General features: G+C 66.6%; 14 protein-coding genes. 8 read left to right on the top strand and 6 right to left on the bottom strand.

Annotated elements, in window-relative coordinates:
* The first annotated feature begins 216 nt into the window (after window positions 1-216).
* Window positions 217-1,365 (top strand): PE-PPE domain-containing protein, encoded by a 1,149-nt coding sequence (locus tag BST15_RS14510; protein WP_234708264.1) that lies wholly within the window; start codon window positions 217-219, stop codon window positions 1,363-1,365.
* A gap of 139 nt (window positions 1,366-1,504) precedes the next feature.
* The gene (locus tag BST15_RS14505) at window positions 1,505-2,647 is read left to right on the top strand and encodes a PE-PPE domain-containing protein (protein WP_234708265.1); all 1,143 of its coding nucleotides are present in this window, start codon (window positions 1,505-1,507) and stop codon (window positions 2,645-2,647) included.
* A 9-nt stretch (window positions 2,648-2,656) separates the two neighbouring features.
* Here the strand turns inward: BST15_RS14505 and BST15_RS14500 are convergent, their stop codons facing one another.
* Complete coding sequence (locus BST15_RS14500; protein WP_046190675.1) at window positions 2,657-3,145, bottom strand: methylated-DNA--[protein]-cysteine S-methyltransferase; 489 nt, start codon at window positions 3,143-3,145, stop codon at window positions 2,657-2,659.
* On the bottom strand, window positions 3,142-4,647 hold the full coding sequence (locus BST15_RS14495) for a DNA-3-methyladenine glycosylase 2 family protein (RefSeq protein WP_046190676.1): 1,506 nt from the start codon (window positions 4,645-4,647) through the stop codon (window positions 3,142-3,144). The genes BST15_RS14500 and BST15_RS14495 overlap by 4 nt, the downstream gene beginning before the upstream one ends.
* A gap of 95 nt (window positions 4,648-4,742) precedes the next feature.
* Here BST15_RS14495 and glsA point away from each other — a divergent pair, with 95 nt between their 5' ends.
* Window positions 4,743-6,017: a glutaminase A gene (gene glsA, locus BST15_RS14490; RefSeq protein ID WP_046190677.1), complete on the top strand. Its 1,275-nt coding sequence runs from the start codon at window positions 4,743-4,745 to the stop codon at window positions 6,015-6,017.
* 1 nt (window position 6,018) lies between these two features.
* On the opposite strand, the gene BST15_RS14485 is transcribed toward glsA, so the two are convergent.
* A complete protein-coding gene (locus BST15_RS14485; RefSeq protein WP_046190678.1) occupies window positions 6,019-7,623 on the bottom strand; it encodes an adenylate/guanylate cyclase domain-containing protein in 1,605 nt (534 codons plus the stop codon).
* A 46-nt stretch (window positions 7,624-7,669) separates the two neighbouring features.
* Between BST15_RS14485 and nucS the strand changes: the two genes are divergently transcribed.
* The 3 genes from nucS to BST15_RS22780 are packed head-to-tail and all read left to right on the top strand — an operon-like array spanning window position 7,670 to window position 9,821.
* A complete protein-coding gene (gene nucS / locus BST15_RS14480) occupies window positions 7,670-8,344 on the top strand; it encodes an endonuclease NucS (protein WP_046190679.1) in 675 nt (224 codons plus the stop codon).
* 49 nt (window positions 8,345-8,393) lie between these two features.
* Window positions 8,394-9,500 carry an NADH:flavin oxidoreductase gene (locus tag BST15_RS14475; RefSeq protein ID WP_046190680.1) on the top strand — a complete coding sequence of 369 codons (1,107 nt, stop codon included), beginning with the start codon at window positions 8,394-8,396 and terminating at the stop codon, window positions 9,498-9,500.
* 24 nt (window positions 9,501-9,524) lie between these two features.
* Window positions 9,525-9,821 carry a hypothetical protein gene (locus BST15_RS22780; RefSeq protein ID WP_083071019.1) on the top strand — a complete coding sequence of 99 codons (297 nt, stop codon included), beginning with the start codon at window positions 9,525-9,527 and terminating at the stop codon, window positions 9,819-9,821.
* Between the two features lie 32 nt (window positions 9,822-9,853).
* Here the strand turns inward: BST15_RS22780 and mce are convergent, their stop codons facing one another.
* On the bottom strand, window positions 9,854-10,345 hold the full coding sequence (gene mce / locus BST15_RS14465) for a methylmalonyl-CoA epimerase (protein WP_046190681.1): 492 nt from the start codon (window positions 10,343-10,345) through the stop codon (window positions 9,854-9,856).
* An 82-nt stretch (window positions 10,346-10,427) separates the two neighbouring features.
* Between mce and BST15_RS14460 the strand changes: the two genes are divergently transcribed.
* Entirely contained in the window at window positions 10,428-11,609 is a 1,182-nt protein-coding gene (locus BST15_RS14460) for an acetyl-CoA C-acetyltransferase (protein ID WP_046190682.1), read from the top strand.
* Window positions 11,610-11,753: 144 nt separating this feature from the next.
* Complete coding sequence (locus BST15_RS14455; RefSeq protein ID WP_046190683.1) at window positions 11,754-12,662, top strand: tetratricopeptide repeat protein; 909 nt, start codon at window positions 11,754-11,756, stop codon at window positions 12,660-12,662.
* Between the two features lie 50 nt (window positions 12,663-12,712).
* Here BST15_RS14455 and glgB read toward each other — a convergent pair whose 3' ends face one another.
* Both glgB and BST15_RS14445 read right to left on the bottom strand, forming a co-directional pair.
* On the bottom strand, window positions 12,713-14,929 hold the full coding sequence (gene glgB / locus BST15_RS14450; RefSeq protein ID WP_046190684.1) for a 1,4-alpha-glucan branching protein GlgB: 2,217 nt from the start codon (window positions 14,927-14,929) through the stop codon (window positions 12,713-12,715).
* Window positions 14,926-16,965: an alpha-1,4-glucan--maltose-1-phosphate maltosyltransferase gene (locus BST15_RS14445; RefSeq protein ID WP_046686399.1), complete on the bottom strand. Its 2,040-nt coding sequence runs from the start codon at window positions 16,963-16,965 to the stop codon at window positions 14,926-14,928. Before BST15_RS14445 ends, glgB begins: the two co-directional genes overlap by 4 nt.
* Window positions 16,966-17,060 lie beyond the last annotated feature (95 nt).

Below are 17,060 nucleotides of genomic sequence, written 5' to 3'. Positions count from 1 at the left end.
GCCGATGATACTGCCCACACGGGTGGAAAAGTAGGACACCGCCGAACACAATTTAGTGAAACGCCCCCCGACTCAGTCGGGGGGCGTTTCCATTTCTGCGCTGCGGACAGTGCCGCAAAGGATGGCCGGCGCGATGGCCCCATGTTTGCTGTTGCGGGAAGCGAGGCGGAACTATAGCGTTAAGCCGCAGTTAAGCTGCTTAACAGGAGGATTCGCGTGCACCCACAACTTTGCCTGCCGCTCGTCGCGAGTGTCGCAGCCGCCGGCCTCGTCGCGGGAGCGCCCGTTGCATCGTCGGCCACCCCCGCGTACACGTCTGCCTTCACCCTGACAGGCAACGGCACGTCTCTCGGTGACGGCATCGCCTACATCATGGGCGGGACGGGGATGCCGCAACCGTCGGAGCGGTTCCTTGACGCCGTTGACGAGCTGTACTTGCAACCTCATGGATTCGGCGGCGAACTGTTCTCGTTGTGGACCCCGGAGAACGTCAGTTCGACCTCCCAGGCGGTCGGTGGCCAGATCCTCTACAACGCGGTCATGGGCCAGATCAATGGCGGCGAGGTGGATGCCGACAACCCGGTGGTGGTCTTCGGTTACTCGCAGAGCGCATCGATCTCCGTCCGTCTGATGGAGCGCCTCGCCGACGAAGGCGTATCCGACGACTTGGTGCGTTTCGTGCTGATCGGCTCCCCGGGAACCAGCGGCGTTCCCACCGACCTGTATCGCACCGACGTCTACAACTATGAATACGATCCCGTCGCGTTCCGGCCGACCTACTTCAATCCGCTGGCGGATATCAACGCGGCCTTGGGGTTCCTCTACGGGCATTCGGTGTTACTGAGTGCGACACCCGAACAGGTGGCCTCGGCCATTGAACTGCCCACCTCGGACCCCGACTCGCTGGCCAGCTTCTATATGATTCCCTCGGAGCTGCTCCCCATTCTGGCGCCCCTGCAGTTGATCCCGATTCTGGGGCAGCCCCTCTACGAGCTGCTGGAACCCGTCACCCGGATCTTGGTGAACCTCGGCTACGGCAACATCGAGAACGGCTGGCCGCCCGGCGCCGTCGATGGGCCCGGCGGTTCCGGACTGTTCCCCAATGTCGACCTCGGCGAGCTGCTCTCCGCGCTGGGCAATGGTGTGCAGTCTGGAATCACCAACGCAATCGATACCTTGCTGGACCCGGAGAACTACCAGATCATTCCCCTGATCGAGCACCCCTCGCTGGCCGCCATCATTCAAGAGGGCTACATCGTGGGTGCCATAGACTCGCCGACCCCGACGTTGAGTGAAGCCCTAACGGGTCTGGTCGAGTTCTTCCAGGGCTTCACCGACACCACTGAGTATCCGATGCCGGACTAGGTGTTGGTCGAGCCGGGGTGCGGGTCGCCGTGGATCCCGCCGCTCCTCTTGTCCGCGCATTTACTGGGCAGTACCGTTCAGGTCTGACTCAGTAAATTACTAGGAGGTCGGCGTGCGGGTTTACTCTTGCCTACCGCTCGTGGCCAGCGTTGCGGCCGCCAGCGTCATGGCCGGGCCGCCGGTGCTCGCTTCGGCGGCGAGCACTCACGCTCCCGCGGTCATGCTGACCGGCAACGGAACGTCACTGGGGGACGGGACCGCCCTCGTGATGGGCGGCACCGGCATACCGCAGCCCCCGCCAGCCTATCTCGATGCGATCAACGAGTTGTATCTGCAGCCGCACGGGTTCGGTGGCGAGACGGTCTCGCTCTTCACGCCGGAGAATGTCAGTGAGACATCACGTGACGTCGGTCTGCAGCTGCTCAAGAACGCGGTGGCCACCGAGCTCAACAGTGGGGAAGTGGACTCAGACAACCCGGTGGTGGTGTTCGGCTACTCGCAGAGCGCGGGAATCTCCGTCGGATTGATGCACTGGCTTGCCGAGAACGACGTCTCCAATGATCTCGTCCGATTCGTGCTGATCGGTTCGACGGTCACCAGCTCTGTCCCGACCGACCTGTACCACACCGACGTCTACAACCATGAATACGACCCGGTCGCCTTCCGGCCGACGTACTTCAACCCGCTGTCCGACCTCAACTCCACCCTCGGCTTCATCTACGGACACTCGGTGCTGCCGAGCGTGACGCCCGAGCAGATCGCCTCGGCGATTGAGCTGCCTGTCTCCGACCCTGACTCGCTGACCACGTTCTACATGATCCCCTCGGAGATCCTGCCGCTGCTGGCCCCGCTGCAGTTGATCCCGATCCTGGGCCAGCCGCTCTACGAGCTGTTTGAGCCCGTCACACGGATCCTGGTGAACCTCGGATACGGCAGCATCGAGAACGGTTGGCCGCCGGGAGATGTCGATGGGTCGGCCGCTTCGGGATTGTTCCCCACCGATATTGACCTGGGCGATCTCTTCACCGCACTGGGCAAGGGCGTGTTCGACGGGATTACTAACTCGATCAGTAGCTGGTTCGACCCCGACACGTACACGATCTACTCCCTCGAGGACCATCCCTCGTTGGGGGGGATCATCAACACCGGCTACCTCGCGGGGTACCTCGACTCGCCGAACCCGCCGCTGGACGAAGCGCTCACCGGTCTGGCCAACTTCTTGGCGGCGTTCACCGACACCACCCCATACCCCATGCCCGACCCGGTAGACCTGCTGGGCTGAGCTCGTCGTTCAAAACAGGGTGGCGTGGCTGCGCCGGCGTTCTAGCTCCAGCAGCGACTTCTTGCGGTCAATGCCTCCGCCGTAGCCGGTGAGGCTGCCGTTGCTGCCGATAACGCGGTGGCACGGCACGATGATCGAGATCGGGTTGCGGCCGTTGGCCAAACCGACGGCCCGCGACGCGGTGGGCGATCCGATCTGACCGGCCAGCTCGCCATAAGACCGCGTCTGGCCGTAGGGAATGGTCAGCAGGGCGGTCCACACTCGTCGCTGGAATTCGGTGCCCACCAGTGTGTAGTCCACGTCGAACTCGGTGAGGTCTCCGGCGAAGTATGCCGATAGCTGGTGCGCCACCTCGGGAAACGCGGAGTCGTCACGCCACCAGCCGTCTCGGCTGGGAGCGTGAGCATGGTCGAGCATGAGCAGGTGGCTGAGCCTGCCGTCAGCACCGGCCAAGGTGAGAGGTCCGATCGGGCTGTCGATCGTACGGAAACACGTCATGCGATCTCCTTCGATACCGGGGGCCAGTGGTTCACGGCGTGGTCGAGGCTGGTCCAGAGATGTTGGGTGGCATAAGAACGCCACGGCCGCCAGCGGGCACTGCGTTGGATCAGTGCCCGTGGAGTGTGGGGCAGCCCGTGGTGGCGGGCTGACGCGTGAAGCCCCAGGTCGGTGACCGGAAAGGCGTCGGGATCGCCGAGGCCGCGCATGGCGATCACCTCGGCGGTCCAGGCTCCGATCCCCGGTACGGCAATCAGGTCGTGGCGGGCGCGCTCCCAGTCGCATCCGGCGCCCAGGTCGATGGAGCCGTCGGCCAAACGCTCGACCAGGGCGCGGAGGGTCCGTCGGCGGGCCTGGGGGAGGGCGAGTTGCTCTGGATCGAGGTCGGCGAGGCGCTCCACCGGGGGAAACACGTGGGTGAGGCCACCGTCGGGATCGCCGATGCGCTGACCGTGCGCGAGCACCAGGCGATGGGCGTGGGTGCGGGCGGCTTTGGTCGACACCTGCTGACCGAGCACCGCGCGTACGGCGAGTTCCTGCTCGTCCACCGTCCGCGGAATGCGTTGCCCCGGCGCCTTGGCCACCAGGGGGGCCAGCTCGGGGTCACCCGCGAGGGTCTCGACGATGGCTTGCGGATCGGCATCGAGATCGAGCAGTCGCCGGCACCGGGTGATCGCCGCCGTGAGGTCGCGGAAATCTTCAAGGACCAGTCGGCAGCGGACGTGGTCGGGCGCGGGCCGAAGGCTGGCGAACCCGTTGCCGTGGGGCAGACGCAAAGTGCGCCGGTAGGCGCCGTCGCGAATCTCTTCGCAACCCGGTACCGCGCATGCCGCCAGATGGCCGAATACACCCTCGAAAGCGAAGGGAGTCCGAACCGGCAGGCGCAGCGACACGACACCAGGCCCGGCGACGTCGCGGTCGGCTCCAAGCCGTGCGCGCCCAACGGCTGCGGCACGCAACGCGGTGGGGGTGGTGGCGCACACCGTTCGGATGGTGTCGTTGAACTGCCGAATACTGGCGAATCCGGCGGCGAATGCGACGTCGCCAAGGGGCAGATCCGTGGTTTCGATGAGCACGCGTGCGGCCTGGGCGCGCTGTGCGCGGGCCAGCGCCAGCGGGCCAGCACCGACCTCGGCCTGCAGCAGGCGCTGCACGTGGCGGGCGGAGTAGCCGAGGCGATCGGCAAGTCCCACCACGCCGTCGCGTTCGACGGTGCCGTCGGCGATCAGGCGCATTGCGCGGCCCACCACGTCGCCGCGCACGTTCCATTCCGGCGAACCCGCTGCGGCGTCCGGTCGGCACCGCTTACAGGCGCGGAAGCCGGCTCGCTGTGCCGCGGCGGCGGTGGGGTAGAACTCCACATTCGGCCGCAGCGGGGTGCGTGCCGGGCAGCTGGGCCGGCAGTAGATGCGCGTCGTGCGTACCGCGGTGATGAACCAGCCGTCGAAGCGGGAGTCCTTGGACTGCACGGCGCGGTAACAGCGGTCGAAGTCGTCGTGCACGCCTTCAAAGATGGCACGCCGCGGGCGGCAACACTAGCGGAAAAACGACCATGCAGTGACGGCCCGGCTACCGCCACGGGGGCTAGCATCGGTGCGTGGCGGCGCTGGTGCAGCAGTATTTGGACGGGATCCTGGCCGAACATGCAGGGGCCGATCATGGGGCACTGGCCAGCTATATCCCCGAGCTCGCTCAGGTCGACCCGACGAAGTACGGCCTGGCGCTGTCGTCGTCGGACGGCTACGTCTACGAATGCGGCGATGCCCAGGTCCCGTTCACGATGCAGTCGATATCCAAGCCGTTCACCTACGCCCTTGCACTCGATCAGCTCGGCCACGCCGACGTCGACGCCAGGATCGGAGTGGAACCCTCGGGGGAGGGCTTCAACAAGATCAGTGTCGATCAGGTCACCAACGTGCCCAAGAACCCCATGATCAACGCCGGCGCGATCGTGGCGTGCTCGCTGATCCCGGGTGCGACCGTCGAAGCCAGGTTCGACCTGGTTCGGGAGTTCTTCAGTGCCTGCGCCGGGCGCATCTTGGACTTTGACGAAGCCGTCTACGACTCGGAGCGGGCCAGCGGCAGCCGAAACCGCGGGATCGCCTATCTGCTGGACAGTTTCGGCGCACTGGGGGCTGACCCCGACGATGCCCTCGATCTCTACATCCGCCAATGTTCACTGAAGGTCACCAGTGTCGACCTGGCCCGGATGGGGGCCACCCTCGCCCGCGGGGGACTCAATCCGTTGACCGGTCGACAGGTGACCGATGCCTCGGTGGTGCGGCGCACGCTCTCGGTCATGGTCACCTGCGGCATGTACGACGCGGCGGGCGCGTGGGTCAGTGCAGTCGGGCTGCCGGCCAAAAGCGGTGTGGCCGGCGGGATCGTGGCGGTACTGCCCGGCCAGCTGGGTATCGGTGTCTATTCGCCGCAGATCGACGCCAAGGGCAACAGTGTGCGCGGGATGCTGGTGTGTCGCAGTCTTTCCCAACAACTGGGCCTGCACTTCCTGACGGTGAGCAGTGAAGCCCATGCGGCCATTCGCGGGGTACACATGCCACGGCCGGGCGTTCGGGTCTATGAGGTGCACGGTGATCTGCTCTTCGCGGGGGCCGAGCAGGTGGCCCGCACCGCGACGCGCGACTGCGGCGAGTACGACACCGCGATTCTCGACGTCTCACGCCTGCACACCATCAGTGAGCCGGCGCGTGGGTTGCTCGCCGGTCTGTCGGAGGAGTTGCGGGCCTTGGGCAAGCAGGGACTCCTGGTCGATCCCGACGGATCGGTGACGCCCGATCCGTCTGCGTATGCCGGGCTGGTGTTCGCCACCGTCGAAGACGCGTTGGGCGCCACCGAGACCTGGGGGGACTGAACTACAGCGGGCTGGCGAGAACGGTGGGCTGCTCATAGCCGCGCAGCACGATCGAATCACCCACCACCCAGTGGGCCTGTTCGCTGATGCTGGCCGCGTACATGGTCTTCGCGGTGGTCAACAGCGGTAAGGGTTGATTCTTGGCCAATTCACACAGCCGGGCGGCCTCGTTGACCGGCTCACCGATCACGGTGTATTCGAACCGCTCCTTGGCGCCGACGTTCCCGGCAACCACCTGTCCGGCGGCCACGCCGATACCCGCCCGGATCTCGGGCACCTCCTCGGCCAGGCGGTACAGGATGCCCCTGGCAGCGGCCAGGGCCTCTTCCTCGGGCTGGTCGAGGTGGTTGGGGGCACCGAAGATCGCCAGCGTGGCATCGCCCTCGAACTTGTTGATCAGGCCCTGGCGGCGATCGACCTCGTCGACGACCACCGCAAAGAACCGGTTCAACAGACTGACGACTTCGGTCGCGGGTCTAGCGGTCACGATCTGTGTTGAGCCGACGATATCGACGAAAACCACGGCGACGTGGCGCTCTTCGCCGCCAAGCTGGATCTGTTCGCGTTCCGCGGCGGCCGCCACCTCGCGCCCCACGTGACGGCCGAACAGATCGCGCACCCGCTCACGCTCGCGCAGGCCGTGCACCATCGCGTTGAATCCGCTTTGCAGCTCGCCGAGTTCGGTTCCGTCGAACACCACGAGGTCGCCTTGCAGATTGCCCTGCTCGACGCGCTTCAAGGCCGCGCGTACCACCCGTACCGGGGTTGCGGTGAGCCAGGACAGAATCAGCATCAGCAGGAAACCGAAGATCAGCGTCGTTACCGAGGCGGTCAGCACAGCGACCCCGAATTGGGTCAACGTCAGGTTCTTGAGCACCACAGCGAAAAACGCCGCCAGGGCGATGCCCATGATCGGGACACCCGAGGTGAGAAACCAGACCAGCATGGTCCGGCCCATGATCCCGGACAGGATTCGCCGTGGCGGTGGGCCGGCGGCGAGCGCTTGGGCGGCCACCGGCCGCAAGGCGAATTCGGTGAACAGGTAACAGGCGGTGGCCACCAAGATGCCGCACACACTCATGGTGAACCCGATGATCGGGATGAAGATCTTGTCGGACAATCCGTAGAGCACGGTGAACACCACCGTCGCGACCCCCCAGAGGGCCAGCACGACCTGCGCCACCCACCACGGGGTGAGGAATGCGTTGCGCTCGTCCTCGCGCGTCGGTGGCTGTTCCTTGATGGCCCACCGCAGTTTCTTGATGGTGCGCCGGGTGATCACGTAGGTTCCGCCCACCAGCGCGGCCACCACGTAGGCCGGTACCAGACCGAACGTGAGCCACGCCGGGGCGTCGTCGAACACACTGGGAACGGGGAACGCCACCGTCACCAGGAGCACGTCCACGGCAACGCCCAGCAGGTTCGTTCCCACCATGACGACGGTCAGGATGAACTGGATGCGAATCCGCCGCAGGTACTGGCTTTCCGACACCTGGCCCAGCAGCCAGGAGCCGTATTCGGGTGTCTCGGGCAGCCGGCCGCTCTGACGGGTGAGCATCTCCAGGGCGCGGCCCAGGCGTTGTGCGGTTGTCTTCGGCGGCTTCATCGTGGCGTAAGAATAATTGCTCGGGGCTGCCCTTAAGGTGGATCGGATGCGACTCGTGATCGCCCAGTGCACCGTCGACTACGTCGGCAGGCTCACTGCGCACCTGCCCTCTGCCCGGCGACTGCTGCTGTTGAAGGCCGACGGCTCGGTCAGCGTGCATGCCGATGACCGTGCCTACAAGCCGCTGAACTGGATGAGTCCACCGTGTCGGTTCACCGAGGAGACCGGCGGCGAAATGCCTGTGTGGGTGGTGGCGAACAAGAAGACCGGTGACCAGCTGCGAATCACCATCGAGGAGATCGAGCACGACTCCAGTCACGAACTCGGCGTTGACCCCGGTCTGGTGAAAGACGGCGTCGAGGCCCAACTGCAGGTGTTGCTTGCCGAGCACGTCGAGCTGCTGGGCGAGGGTTACACGCTGGTGCGTCGCGAGTACATGACCGCGATCGGACCGGTGGACCTGTTATGTCGCGACGAACAAGGCCGAGCGGTCGCAGTGGAGATCAAACGGCGCGGCGAGATCGATGGCGTAGAGCAGCTCACGCGCTATCTGGAACTGCTCAACCGCGACAGCCTGCTGGCGCCGGTCAGCGGGGTATTCGCCGCCCAGCAGATCAAGCCGCAGGCCCGCACGCTGGCCACTGACCGCGGTATTCGTTGCCTGACACTGGATTATGACGCGATGCGTGGCATGGACAGCGACGAGTTCCGACTGTTCTGAGCGGCCCCCGCCTGGAATAGAAGCAGACGACGCCGCGTTGGAGCGACTCATGGCAGTCAACTCCCGATTCCAGGACCTCTTCCAGCCCCTGACGGTGCGCTCACTGACCGTGCCCAATCGCTTCGCCATGGCGCCGATGACCCGTCAGGCCTCGCCGAACGGCATTCCTGGCGATGACGTGGCGCAGTACTACCGGCGGCGGGCGGCGGGCGGGGTCGGACTGATCATCACCGAGGGCATCAGGTTGCCCGACCCGGCCGCGGGATTCCCGGCCAGCGTGCCGACGATCGCCGGCGATGAGGTGCTCGCCGGATGGACTCGCGTTGTCGACGGCGTTCACGCCGAGGGGGCCACGATCGCCGCCCAGTTGTGGCATCAGGGAGTTGAGCGGCGCGACGACGACGGGGTCCAACCCGTCGGCCCGTCGGGTGTCGACGGCCACGGTGAGCCGCGTGGCCGGGCGTTGCGCGCCGACGAACTCGCAGCGATCGCCCAGCAGTACGCCGACAGTGCCGCCGCCGCGCGTGAGGTCGGCTTCGATGCGGTGGAGATCCATGGCGCCCACGGTTACCTGCTGGACGAATTCTTCTGGGAGCGGACCAACTTGCGTACCGACGGCTACGGCGGATCACTGGCGGCGCGCACCCGATTCCCCGCCGAAGTGGTCGCGGCGGTGCGTGCGGCAGTGGGCCCGGACTATCCGATCATCTTCCGGTTCTCGCAATGGAAAGGCGTCGATTACGCGGCGTCCATCGCCGACGATCCGTCGCAGCTGCAGGAACTGCTGACGCCGCTGGTCGAGGCGGGCGTGGACGCGCTGCATCCCTCGACGCGCCGGCACTACATTCCCGGATTCCCGGACTATGACAGCCAATTGAGCCTCGCCGGGTGGACCAAGAAGGTGACCGGCAAGCCGGTCATCGCGGTGGGATCGGTGGGACTGGAGACCCAATTCCGCAGTGAGAAGCGGGGACAGGTGATTGCGCCGGCTCCCATTGACCGTGTTGTGGAGCAGTTCGAGGCCGGCGAATTCGATGTCGTCGCGATCGGGCGCGCGCTGCTGGCCGACCCGAACTGGGTGAATCGCCTCCGCGACGGCGAGCTGGAGGGCTTCAGCGGCTATGACGCGGCGGCGGCACTGTCCAAACTGGCCTGATGCTGGGTCACTAGGCTGGTCGGCATGGCCCGTCGTCGCAGTGCCTCGCGTCGGCAAGAGCCGCTAGGGCCGTTGCCGCTGCACCAACGTGTGGAGGCCGGTCCCGACGGCTACGACTATGTCGTCGTTCCGATTGCGGGTTCGCGCGCGGTGAAGGTCTATCGGTGCCCGGGCTGCGATCACGAGATCCGTTGTGGCATAGCCCATGTCGTGGTATGGCTGCATGGGGCAAGCGACGCTGCCGGTGACGATCGGAGGCACTGGCATACGCCGTGTTGGGCTAACCGGCACAACCGGGGCCCGACTCGCAAGTGGTCCTAAGTGGCCACGACCACGAAGTGGTTCCTAGTGGTTCAGTGCGCTTCGGCGTTCGCGGCCGGTTCGACCAGCTCGACCAGCACCCCGCCGGCGTCCTTGGGGTGGATGAAGTTGATCCGCGAGTTCGACGTGCCCCGCCGCGGCGCCTCGTAGAGCAGCCGGACACCCTGCTCGCGCAGCCGCTCGGAGAGCGCATCGATGTCACTGGTGCGGTAGGCGAGCTGCTGCAGACCGGGCCCGCGCTTGTCCAGGAACTTGGCGATGGTCGACGACTCGTTGATCGGAGCCATCAGCTGGATCTGAGCGCTGCCGACCGGGGCGCCGCGCACAGCCAGCATCGCTTCCACGATGCCCTGCTCCTCGTTGACCTCTTCGTGCAGCACGATCATCCCGAGCTGGTCGTGGTACCACTTCTTGGCCACTTCCAGGTCCGGGACCGCGATACCGACATGATCGACGGCCGTCACCAAGGCGGAAGCCAGGGCAGGACGTGTCTCAAGGGAGTCAGCGACGGATTCGGTCGTCATAGGACTAACGGTAACCTGAGCGCAAACATCGCGCTGCGCCGACCGGAAAGATCGGCCCCTCATCCCCGCCCTGGAGGTAGTCATGACGACATCGGTGATCGTTGCTGGGGCTCGGACCCCGATCGGCCGATTGATGGGTTCGCTGAAGGATTTCTCCGGCAGCGACCTGGGTGCTGTGGCGATCGCCGGGGCGCTGGAGAAGGCTCAGGTGCCGGCGTCGCTGGTGCAGTACGTGATCATGGGCCAGGTGCTCACCGCGGGCGCGGGCCAGATGCCGGCCCGCCAGGCGGCGGTGGGGGCCGGCATCGGCTGGGACGTGCCGACGCTGACCATCAACAAGATGTGTCTGTCCGGCATCAACGCCATTGCGATGGCTGACCAGCTGATTCGCGCCGGCGAATTCGACGTGGTGGTGGCCGGCGGCCAGGAGTCCATGACCCAGGCGCCGCACCTGCTGATCAAGAGCCGTGAGGGCTACAAGTACGGCGACGTGACGGTGCGCGACCACCTCGCCTACGACGGCCTGCACGACGTGTTCACCGACCAGCCGATGGGAGCGCTGACCGAGCAGCGCAACGACGAAGACAAGTTCACCCGTGCCGAGCAGGACGAGTTCGCCGCCGAATCGCACCGTAAGGCCGCGGCGGCCTGGAAGGACGGCGTCTTCGCCGATGAGGTGGTTCCGGTGAAGATCCCGCAGCGTAAGGGTGATCCGCTGGAGTTCACCGAGGACGAGGGCATCCGGGCCAACACCACCGCAGAGTCGCTGGGTGGACTCAAGCCGGCGTTCCGCAAAGACGGCACCATCACCGCCGGGTCGTCGTCGCAGATCTCCGACGGCGCCGCCGCGGTGGTGGTGATGAGCAAGGCCAAGGCCCAGGAACTGGGTCTGGACTGGCTGTGCGAGATCGGAGCCCATGGCGTGGTGGCCGGGCCGGATTCGACCCTGCAATCGCAGCCGGCCAACGCGATCAAGAAGGCGATCGAGCGCGAGGGGATCTCGGTCGACCAACTCGACGTCGTGGAGATCAACGAGGCGTTCGCGGCGGTGTCGCTGGCCTCGACCCGGGAACTGGGACTGAACCCCGACGTGGTCAATGTGCACGGCGGCGCCATCGCGGTCGGACACCCGATCGGGATGTCTGGGGCGCGGATCACCCTGCACGCCGCACTTGAGCTCAAGCGGCGCGGTTCGGGCTACGCGGTGGCCGCGCTCTGCGGTGCCGGTGGCCAGGGCGACGCACTGATCCTGCGCGCGGGCTAACAGCCTGCCTACGCTTGCGTAGGTTGCTGGCGATGCGCGACGTCCCGCCCCGATTTCCCAGTGTGATCTTGGTCATAGTGGGGTTGCTGGGCGGGACAACGACCGTCGGTGTCGCCGCGAGCGCGGCGTGACAGACTTGACCGCGTGACGCGTCCTCGACCCCCGATCGGTCCGGCGTTGGCCGGAGCAGTGGATTTGTCTGGCCTCAAGCAGCCGGCACAGTCCGGCGGCGCCGCCGGTAATGCCGCGGCCCCGCCCGGCGCCACCGAGATAACCGAGGCCAACTTCGAAGACGAGGTGCTGGTCCGGTCCAACCAGGTGCCGGTGGTGGTGCTGCTGTGGTCGCCCCGCAGCGAGGCCTGCGTCAAGCTGGCCGACGCCTTGGCCGGGCTGGCCCAGGCCGATAGTGCCGGTGGTGCGGCCACGTGGTCGCTGGCGACCGTGAACGTCGACGTCGCCCCGCGGGTTGCCCAGGTTTTCGGTGTGGATGCCGTGCCGACCGTGGTGGCTCTTGCCGCCGGGCAGCCGCTCACCAGCTTTCAGGGACCGCAGCCGCCCGATCAGCTCCGTCGCTGGGTGGACTCGCTGATCTCGGCCACCGCGGGCAAATTGGCCGGCGGCGAGGTCGAGCAGCCGGAGCAGGTGGACCCGGTGCTCGCCCAGGCCCGTGACCACCTGGACGTCGGTGATTTTCCGGCGGCACGCGCCGCCTATCAGGCGTTGCTCGAGACCGATCCCAACCACGTCGAGGCCAAGGGTGCGCTGCGACAGCTCACCTTCCTGGAGCGGGCCACCGGCCGGGACCCCGATGCTCCGGCGCGGGCCGATGCGAGCCCGGACGACGCCGAAGCCGCATTCGCTGCCGCCGATGTGCAGATCCTCAACCAGGACGTCACCGCCGCCTTCGACCGGCTGATCGCCCTGGTGCGCCGCACCGCCGGTGACGAGCGCGCCGCCGTACGGACCCGCCTGGTGGAGCTGTTCGAGCTGTTCGACCCCGCAGACCCGGAGGTGGTCGCGGGCCGGCGCAACCTGGCTAACGCGCTCTACTGAGCCGGGCGAGCCTTCAGGGCTCGCGGTAGTGGCCGGCCCGAGGGCTGGCGCTACTCGGGCGCCAGCCAGACCGCCGACAAGGCCGGCAGCACCAGCACCGTGGAGGCGGGGCGGCCGTGCCAGGGTGCGTCCGTGGCCTCGACGCCACCGAGGTTGCCCTGGCCCGAGCCGCGGTACCCGGCCGCATCGGTATTGAGCACCTCACGCCAGCGACCCGCCTGAGGCAGGCCCAGGTGATAGTCGGCGTGGGTCACGCCGGCGAAATTGAACACGCAGGCCAGCACGGAACCGTCAGCGCCGTAGCGCAGAAAGCTCAGCACATTGCTGGCCGAGTCGTTGGCATCGATCCAGGAGTAGCCCCGCGGGTCGGAGTCCTGACTCCACAGGGCAGGCAGGGCCCGATAGTGGGCGTTGAGATCGGCGACCAGGCGCAGGATCCCGGGTGAGTAGCCGTCGGGCTCGCTTGCGGGGTCGAGCTGGAACCAGTCGACGCCGCGCTCGTTGCACCACTCGGCTCGCTGGCCGAATTCCTGGCCCATGAACAGCAACTGCTTACCGGGATGCGCCCACTGATAGGCCAGCAAGGTGCGCAGGCCGGCTGCCTTGTGGTGGTCGTCTCCCGGCATCCGGGTCCACAGCGTGCCTTTGCCGTGCACCACCTCGTCGTGGCTGATCGGCAGCACGAAATGCTCGCTGAACGCGTACAGCATCGAGAAGGTCATGTTGTGGTGGTGGTAGCTGCGGTGCACCGGATCATGACCGAGGTAAGCCAGGGTGTCGTGCATCCAGCCCATGTTCCATTTCATCGAAAACCCGAGTCCGCCAAGACCGGTGTCTCGGGTGACTCCCGGCCACGAGGTGGACTCCTCGGCGATGGTCACGATGCCGGGGGCCACCCGATGGGTGGTCGCATTGAGCTCCTGAAGGAACTGCACGGCCTCCAGATTCTCCCTGCCGCCGTGGATATTCGGTGTCCACCCGCCGTGGGGCCGTGAGTAGTCCAGGTAGAGCATCGATGCCACGGCATCCACCCGCAGCCCGTCCACATGAAATTCCGTCAGCCAATACAGCGCGTTGGCGACCAGAAAGTTACGCACCTCCGGGCGGCCGAAGTCGAACACGTAGGTGCCCCAGTCGAGTTGCTCACCGCGGCGCGGGTCGGAGTGCTCATACAGTGGCGTTCCGTCGAACCGGCCGAGGGCCCATTCGTCCTTGGGGAAGTGCGCCGGAACCCAGTCCACGATGACGCCGATACCGGCGGCGTGCAGCGCATCCACCAGTGCCCGGAAGTCATCGGGGCTGCCGAAGCGGGCCGTCGGGGCGTAGTAGGAAGTCACCTGGTATCCCCAGGATCCGCCGAACGGATGCTCTGCGACCGGCAGCAGCTCCACATGGGTGAAGCCCTGCTGTACAACGTATTCGGTCAGCTCCACCGCGAGCTGGCGATAGCTGAGTCCTGGCCTCCAGGAGCCCAGGTGCACCTCGTAGGTGCTCATCGGCTCGTTGGCCGGCGTACGTCGGGCGCGCTGCGCCATCCAGGCCGAGTCGTTCCACGTGTAGTCGCTGGCCGTCACCACCGATGCGGTGCGCGGGGGTACTTCGGTGGCGTAGGCGAACGGGTCGGCGCGCTCACTGACGGCGCCGTCGGCGCCGTGTACCCGAAACTTGTAGAGGCCGGCGGTGGGGAAGTCGGGCCAGAACAACTCCCAGACACCGGAGGAACCCAGCGATCGCAGCGGGGCGTCGTCCCCGGCCCAGCCGTTGAAGTCTCCGATCAGGCTGACTCCGGTGGCGTTGGGCGCCCACACGGCGAAAGACACCCCGGACACCTCGCCGTCGGGCGTGGTGAAGGTGCGGTGATGTGCGCCCATCACCTCCCACAGCCGCTCGTGGCGCCCTTCGGCGAACAGATACAGATCCAGCTCTCCCAATGTCGGCGCAAACCGGTAGCCGTCGGCGACGGTGTGCACGCCGGTGGGCTCGGCGAAGTCGGCCGTTTCCGGGTAGTGCACCTCGAGCCGGTAATCGATGAGGTCGGTGAACGGCAGACTGGCCGCGAACAGGCCGGAACCCAGCTCGCGCATGACAAAACGCTCATCGCCGACGAGCACCACCACGCGGCGGGCACGTGGGCGCCAGGTCCGGATGATGGTGGCCGCTCCATATTCGTGAGCGCCCAGGACGGAATGCGGATCGTGGTGTTCACCGGCGAGCAGCCGAGCCAGCTCGCTGGGAGCGGGTGCCAGGTGTCGGGTCAGCGTGTTCATGATCGGCGCAACATCTCGGAGCGGGCCCCGGCATTGATCGGCGGCATGGTAACGATGTGGGCGACGGCGTGCGCCGGGTCCAGGCGCACGAAGTTCTCCTGGCCCCAGTTGTAGTCTTCCCCGCTGATCTGATCACGCACCCAGAATCGTTGGTAGTCGGGCATTCCCAGCGCCCACATGTCCAGGCGCAGCATCGCCTGCTCGGCGCCGAACGGGTTCAGCGTGACCACCACCAACACGGTGTCACCGGAGACCGGGTCGAACTTGCTGTAGGCCAACAGTGCGTCATTGTCGACATGGTGGAAATGCACGGTGCGCAGTTGGTTGAAGGCCGGATGCAGGCGGCGGATCTCGTTGAGCCGGGCGATGAACGGCTCCAGTGACCGGCCTTCGGCGAGCGCGCCGGCGAAGTCGCGAGGACGCAACTCGTACTTCTCCGAGTCGAGGTACTCCTCACTGCCCTCATGCAGCGCACGGTCCTCGAACAATTCGAATCCCGAGTAGACACCCCAAGTCGGGCCCAGCGTCGAGGCCAGTACCGCGCGGATCGCGAACATTCCTGGCCCCCCATACTGCAGGCTGGCGTGCAGGATGTCGGGGGTGTTGACGAACAGATTCGGTCGGCGGAAGTCGGCGAGCTCGGCGATCTGCTGCCCGAACTCGGTGATCTCCGCCTTGGTGGTCCGCCACGTGAAGTAGGAATACGACTGGGTGAATCCCAGCTTGGCCAGCCCGTATTGGCGGGCCGGGGGAGTAAACGCCTCGGAGAGAAACAACACGTCGGCGTCGATGTTCTTCACGGCGGCGATCAGCCAGAGCCAGAAGTCCGGCGGTTTGGTGTGCGGGTTGTCGACCCGAAAGATCTTGACCCCGTGATCGATCCAGAATCGGACCACGCGCAACACCTCGGCGTACAGGCCTGCCGGATCGTTGTCGAAGTTCAGTGGGTAGATGTCCTGGTACTTCTTCGGCGGATTCTCCGCGTAGGCGATGGTGCCGTCCGGCAGTTCGGTGAACCATTCGCGATGCTGGGTCGCCCAGGGATGATCGGGTGCGCACTGCAGCGCCAGGTCCAGGGCGACCTCCAGGTCGAGTCGGCGAGCCGCGGCGACAAAGTCGTCGAAGTCGCCGATGCCGCCCAGCTCCGGATGAATCGCGTCGTGACCGCCTTCGGTGCTGCCGATGGCCCACGGCGACCCGACGTCACCGGGCTCGGCGGTCGCCGAGTTGTTGCGGCCTTTGCGATGGATCCGGCCGATCGGATGTACCGGTGGCAGGTACACCACGTCGAATCCCATCTGCGCGATCCGGGGCAGTGCCGCGGCCGCGGTGGCGAAGGTACCGTGCACCGGCCGGCCGTCGGAGTCCCAGCCGCCCGTGGAGCGCGGAAACATCTCATACCAGGCACCGCTGCGCGCCAGCGGCCGATCCACCCAGACCTGGTGTTCCACGCCGGCGGTGACCAGCTCCCGCAGGGGGTAGCGGGCCAGCAGCTCGTCGAGTTCTGCCGACAGTGCCTGCGCAGCCCGCGAGACCGCGTCTCCCGAGGCGCGCAGCGCCGCAGCAGCCGCCCGCACGGGTTTGCGCCGTGCCGAGGGCACCCCGGCTGCGGCACGGTCCAACAACCCGGCGCCGATCAACAGGTCATTGGACAGCTCGGTCGAACCCTGACCGGCATCGAGTTTCGCCGTCACCGCGTGCCGCCAGCTCTGCAGCGGGTCGCCCCAGCCCTCGACCCGGTACGTCCATAGGCCGACGGCGTCGGGGGTGAAGGCGCCATGAAAGACATAGGCGTCGAAGCCCGTTTGCATCGGCAGGTGCAGGGCCGCACCGGCCGGGGCCGCGGCCGGAGGATCGCCGGGCAGGGGATAGCGACGCCCGACGTAGCGCACCACCAGCGTGGCGGCGACCGCCTCGTGGCCTTCGCGCCACACCGTGGCTTTGACCGGCACGGTCTCGCCGACCACGGCCTTGGCCGGATAACGGCCGCAGGAGATGACCGGTTCGACATCGTCGACCTCGACTCGGCCAGCCACCGCACTCCGTTCGTCGTGATTCGCTCTTCCGCTACTCCGCCCACGGTAACCGCCACCGGGCGGCCCGGCATCACGCAACATGTTCGCAACCGAAT

This window comes from Mycolicibacter arupensis (assembly GCF_002086515.1).
Taxonomy (GTDB): domain Bacteria; phylum Actinomycetota; class Actinomycetes; order Mycobacteriales; family Mycobacteriaceae; genus Mycobacterium; species Mycobacterium arupense.
Note: the sequence above shows the minus strand (reverse complement) of the source record. Positions and strands in the feature narration are given on the sequence as shown.

Excerpts from the sequence above, each read along its gene's own strand:
- BST15_RS14460 (WP_046190682.1), top strand. The coding sequence starts at position 10,428 with ATGACGACATCGGTGATCGTTGCTGGGGCTCGGACCCCGATCGGCCGA.
- BST15_RS22780 (WP_083071019.1), top strand. The coding sequence starts at position 9,525 with ATGGCCCGTCGTCGCAGTGCCTCGCGTCGGCAAGAGCCGCTAGGGCCG.
- BST15_RS14475 (WP_046190680.1), top strand. The coding sequence starts at position 8,394 with ATGGCAGTCAACTCCCGATTCCAGGACCTCTTCCAGCCCCTGACGGTG.
- BST15_RS14500 (WP_046190675.1), bottom strand. The coding sequence starts at position 3,145 with ATGACGTGTTTCCGTACGATCGACAGCCCGATCGGACCTCTCACCTTG.
- nucS (WP_046190679.1), top strand. The coding sequence starts at position 7,670 with ATGCGACTCGTGATCGCCCAGTGCACCGTCGACTACGTCGGCAGGCTC.
- mce (WP_046190681.1), bottom strand. The coding sequence starts at position 10,345 with ATGACGACCGAATCCGTCGCTGACTCCCTTGAGACACGTCCTGCCCTG.
- glgB (WP_046190684.1), bottom strand. The coding sequence starts at position 14,929 with ATGAACACGCTGACCCGACACCTGGCACCCGCTCCCAGCGAGCTGGCT.
- BST15_RS14485 (WP_046190678.1), bottom strand. The coding sequence starts at position 7,623 with ATGAAGCCGCCGAAGACAACCGCACAACGCCTGGGCCGCGCCCTGGAG.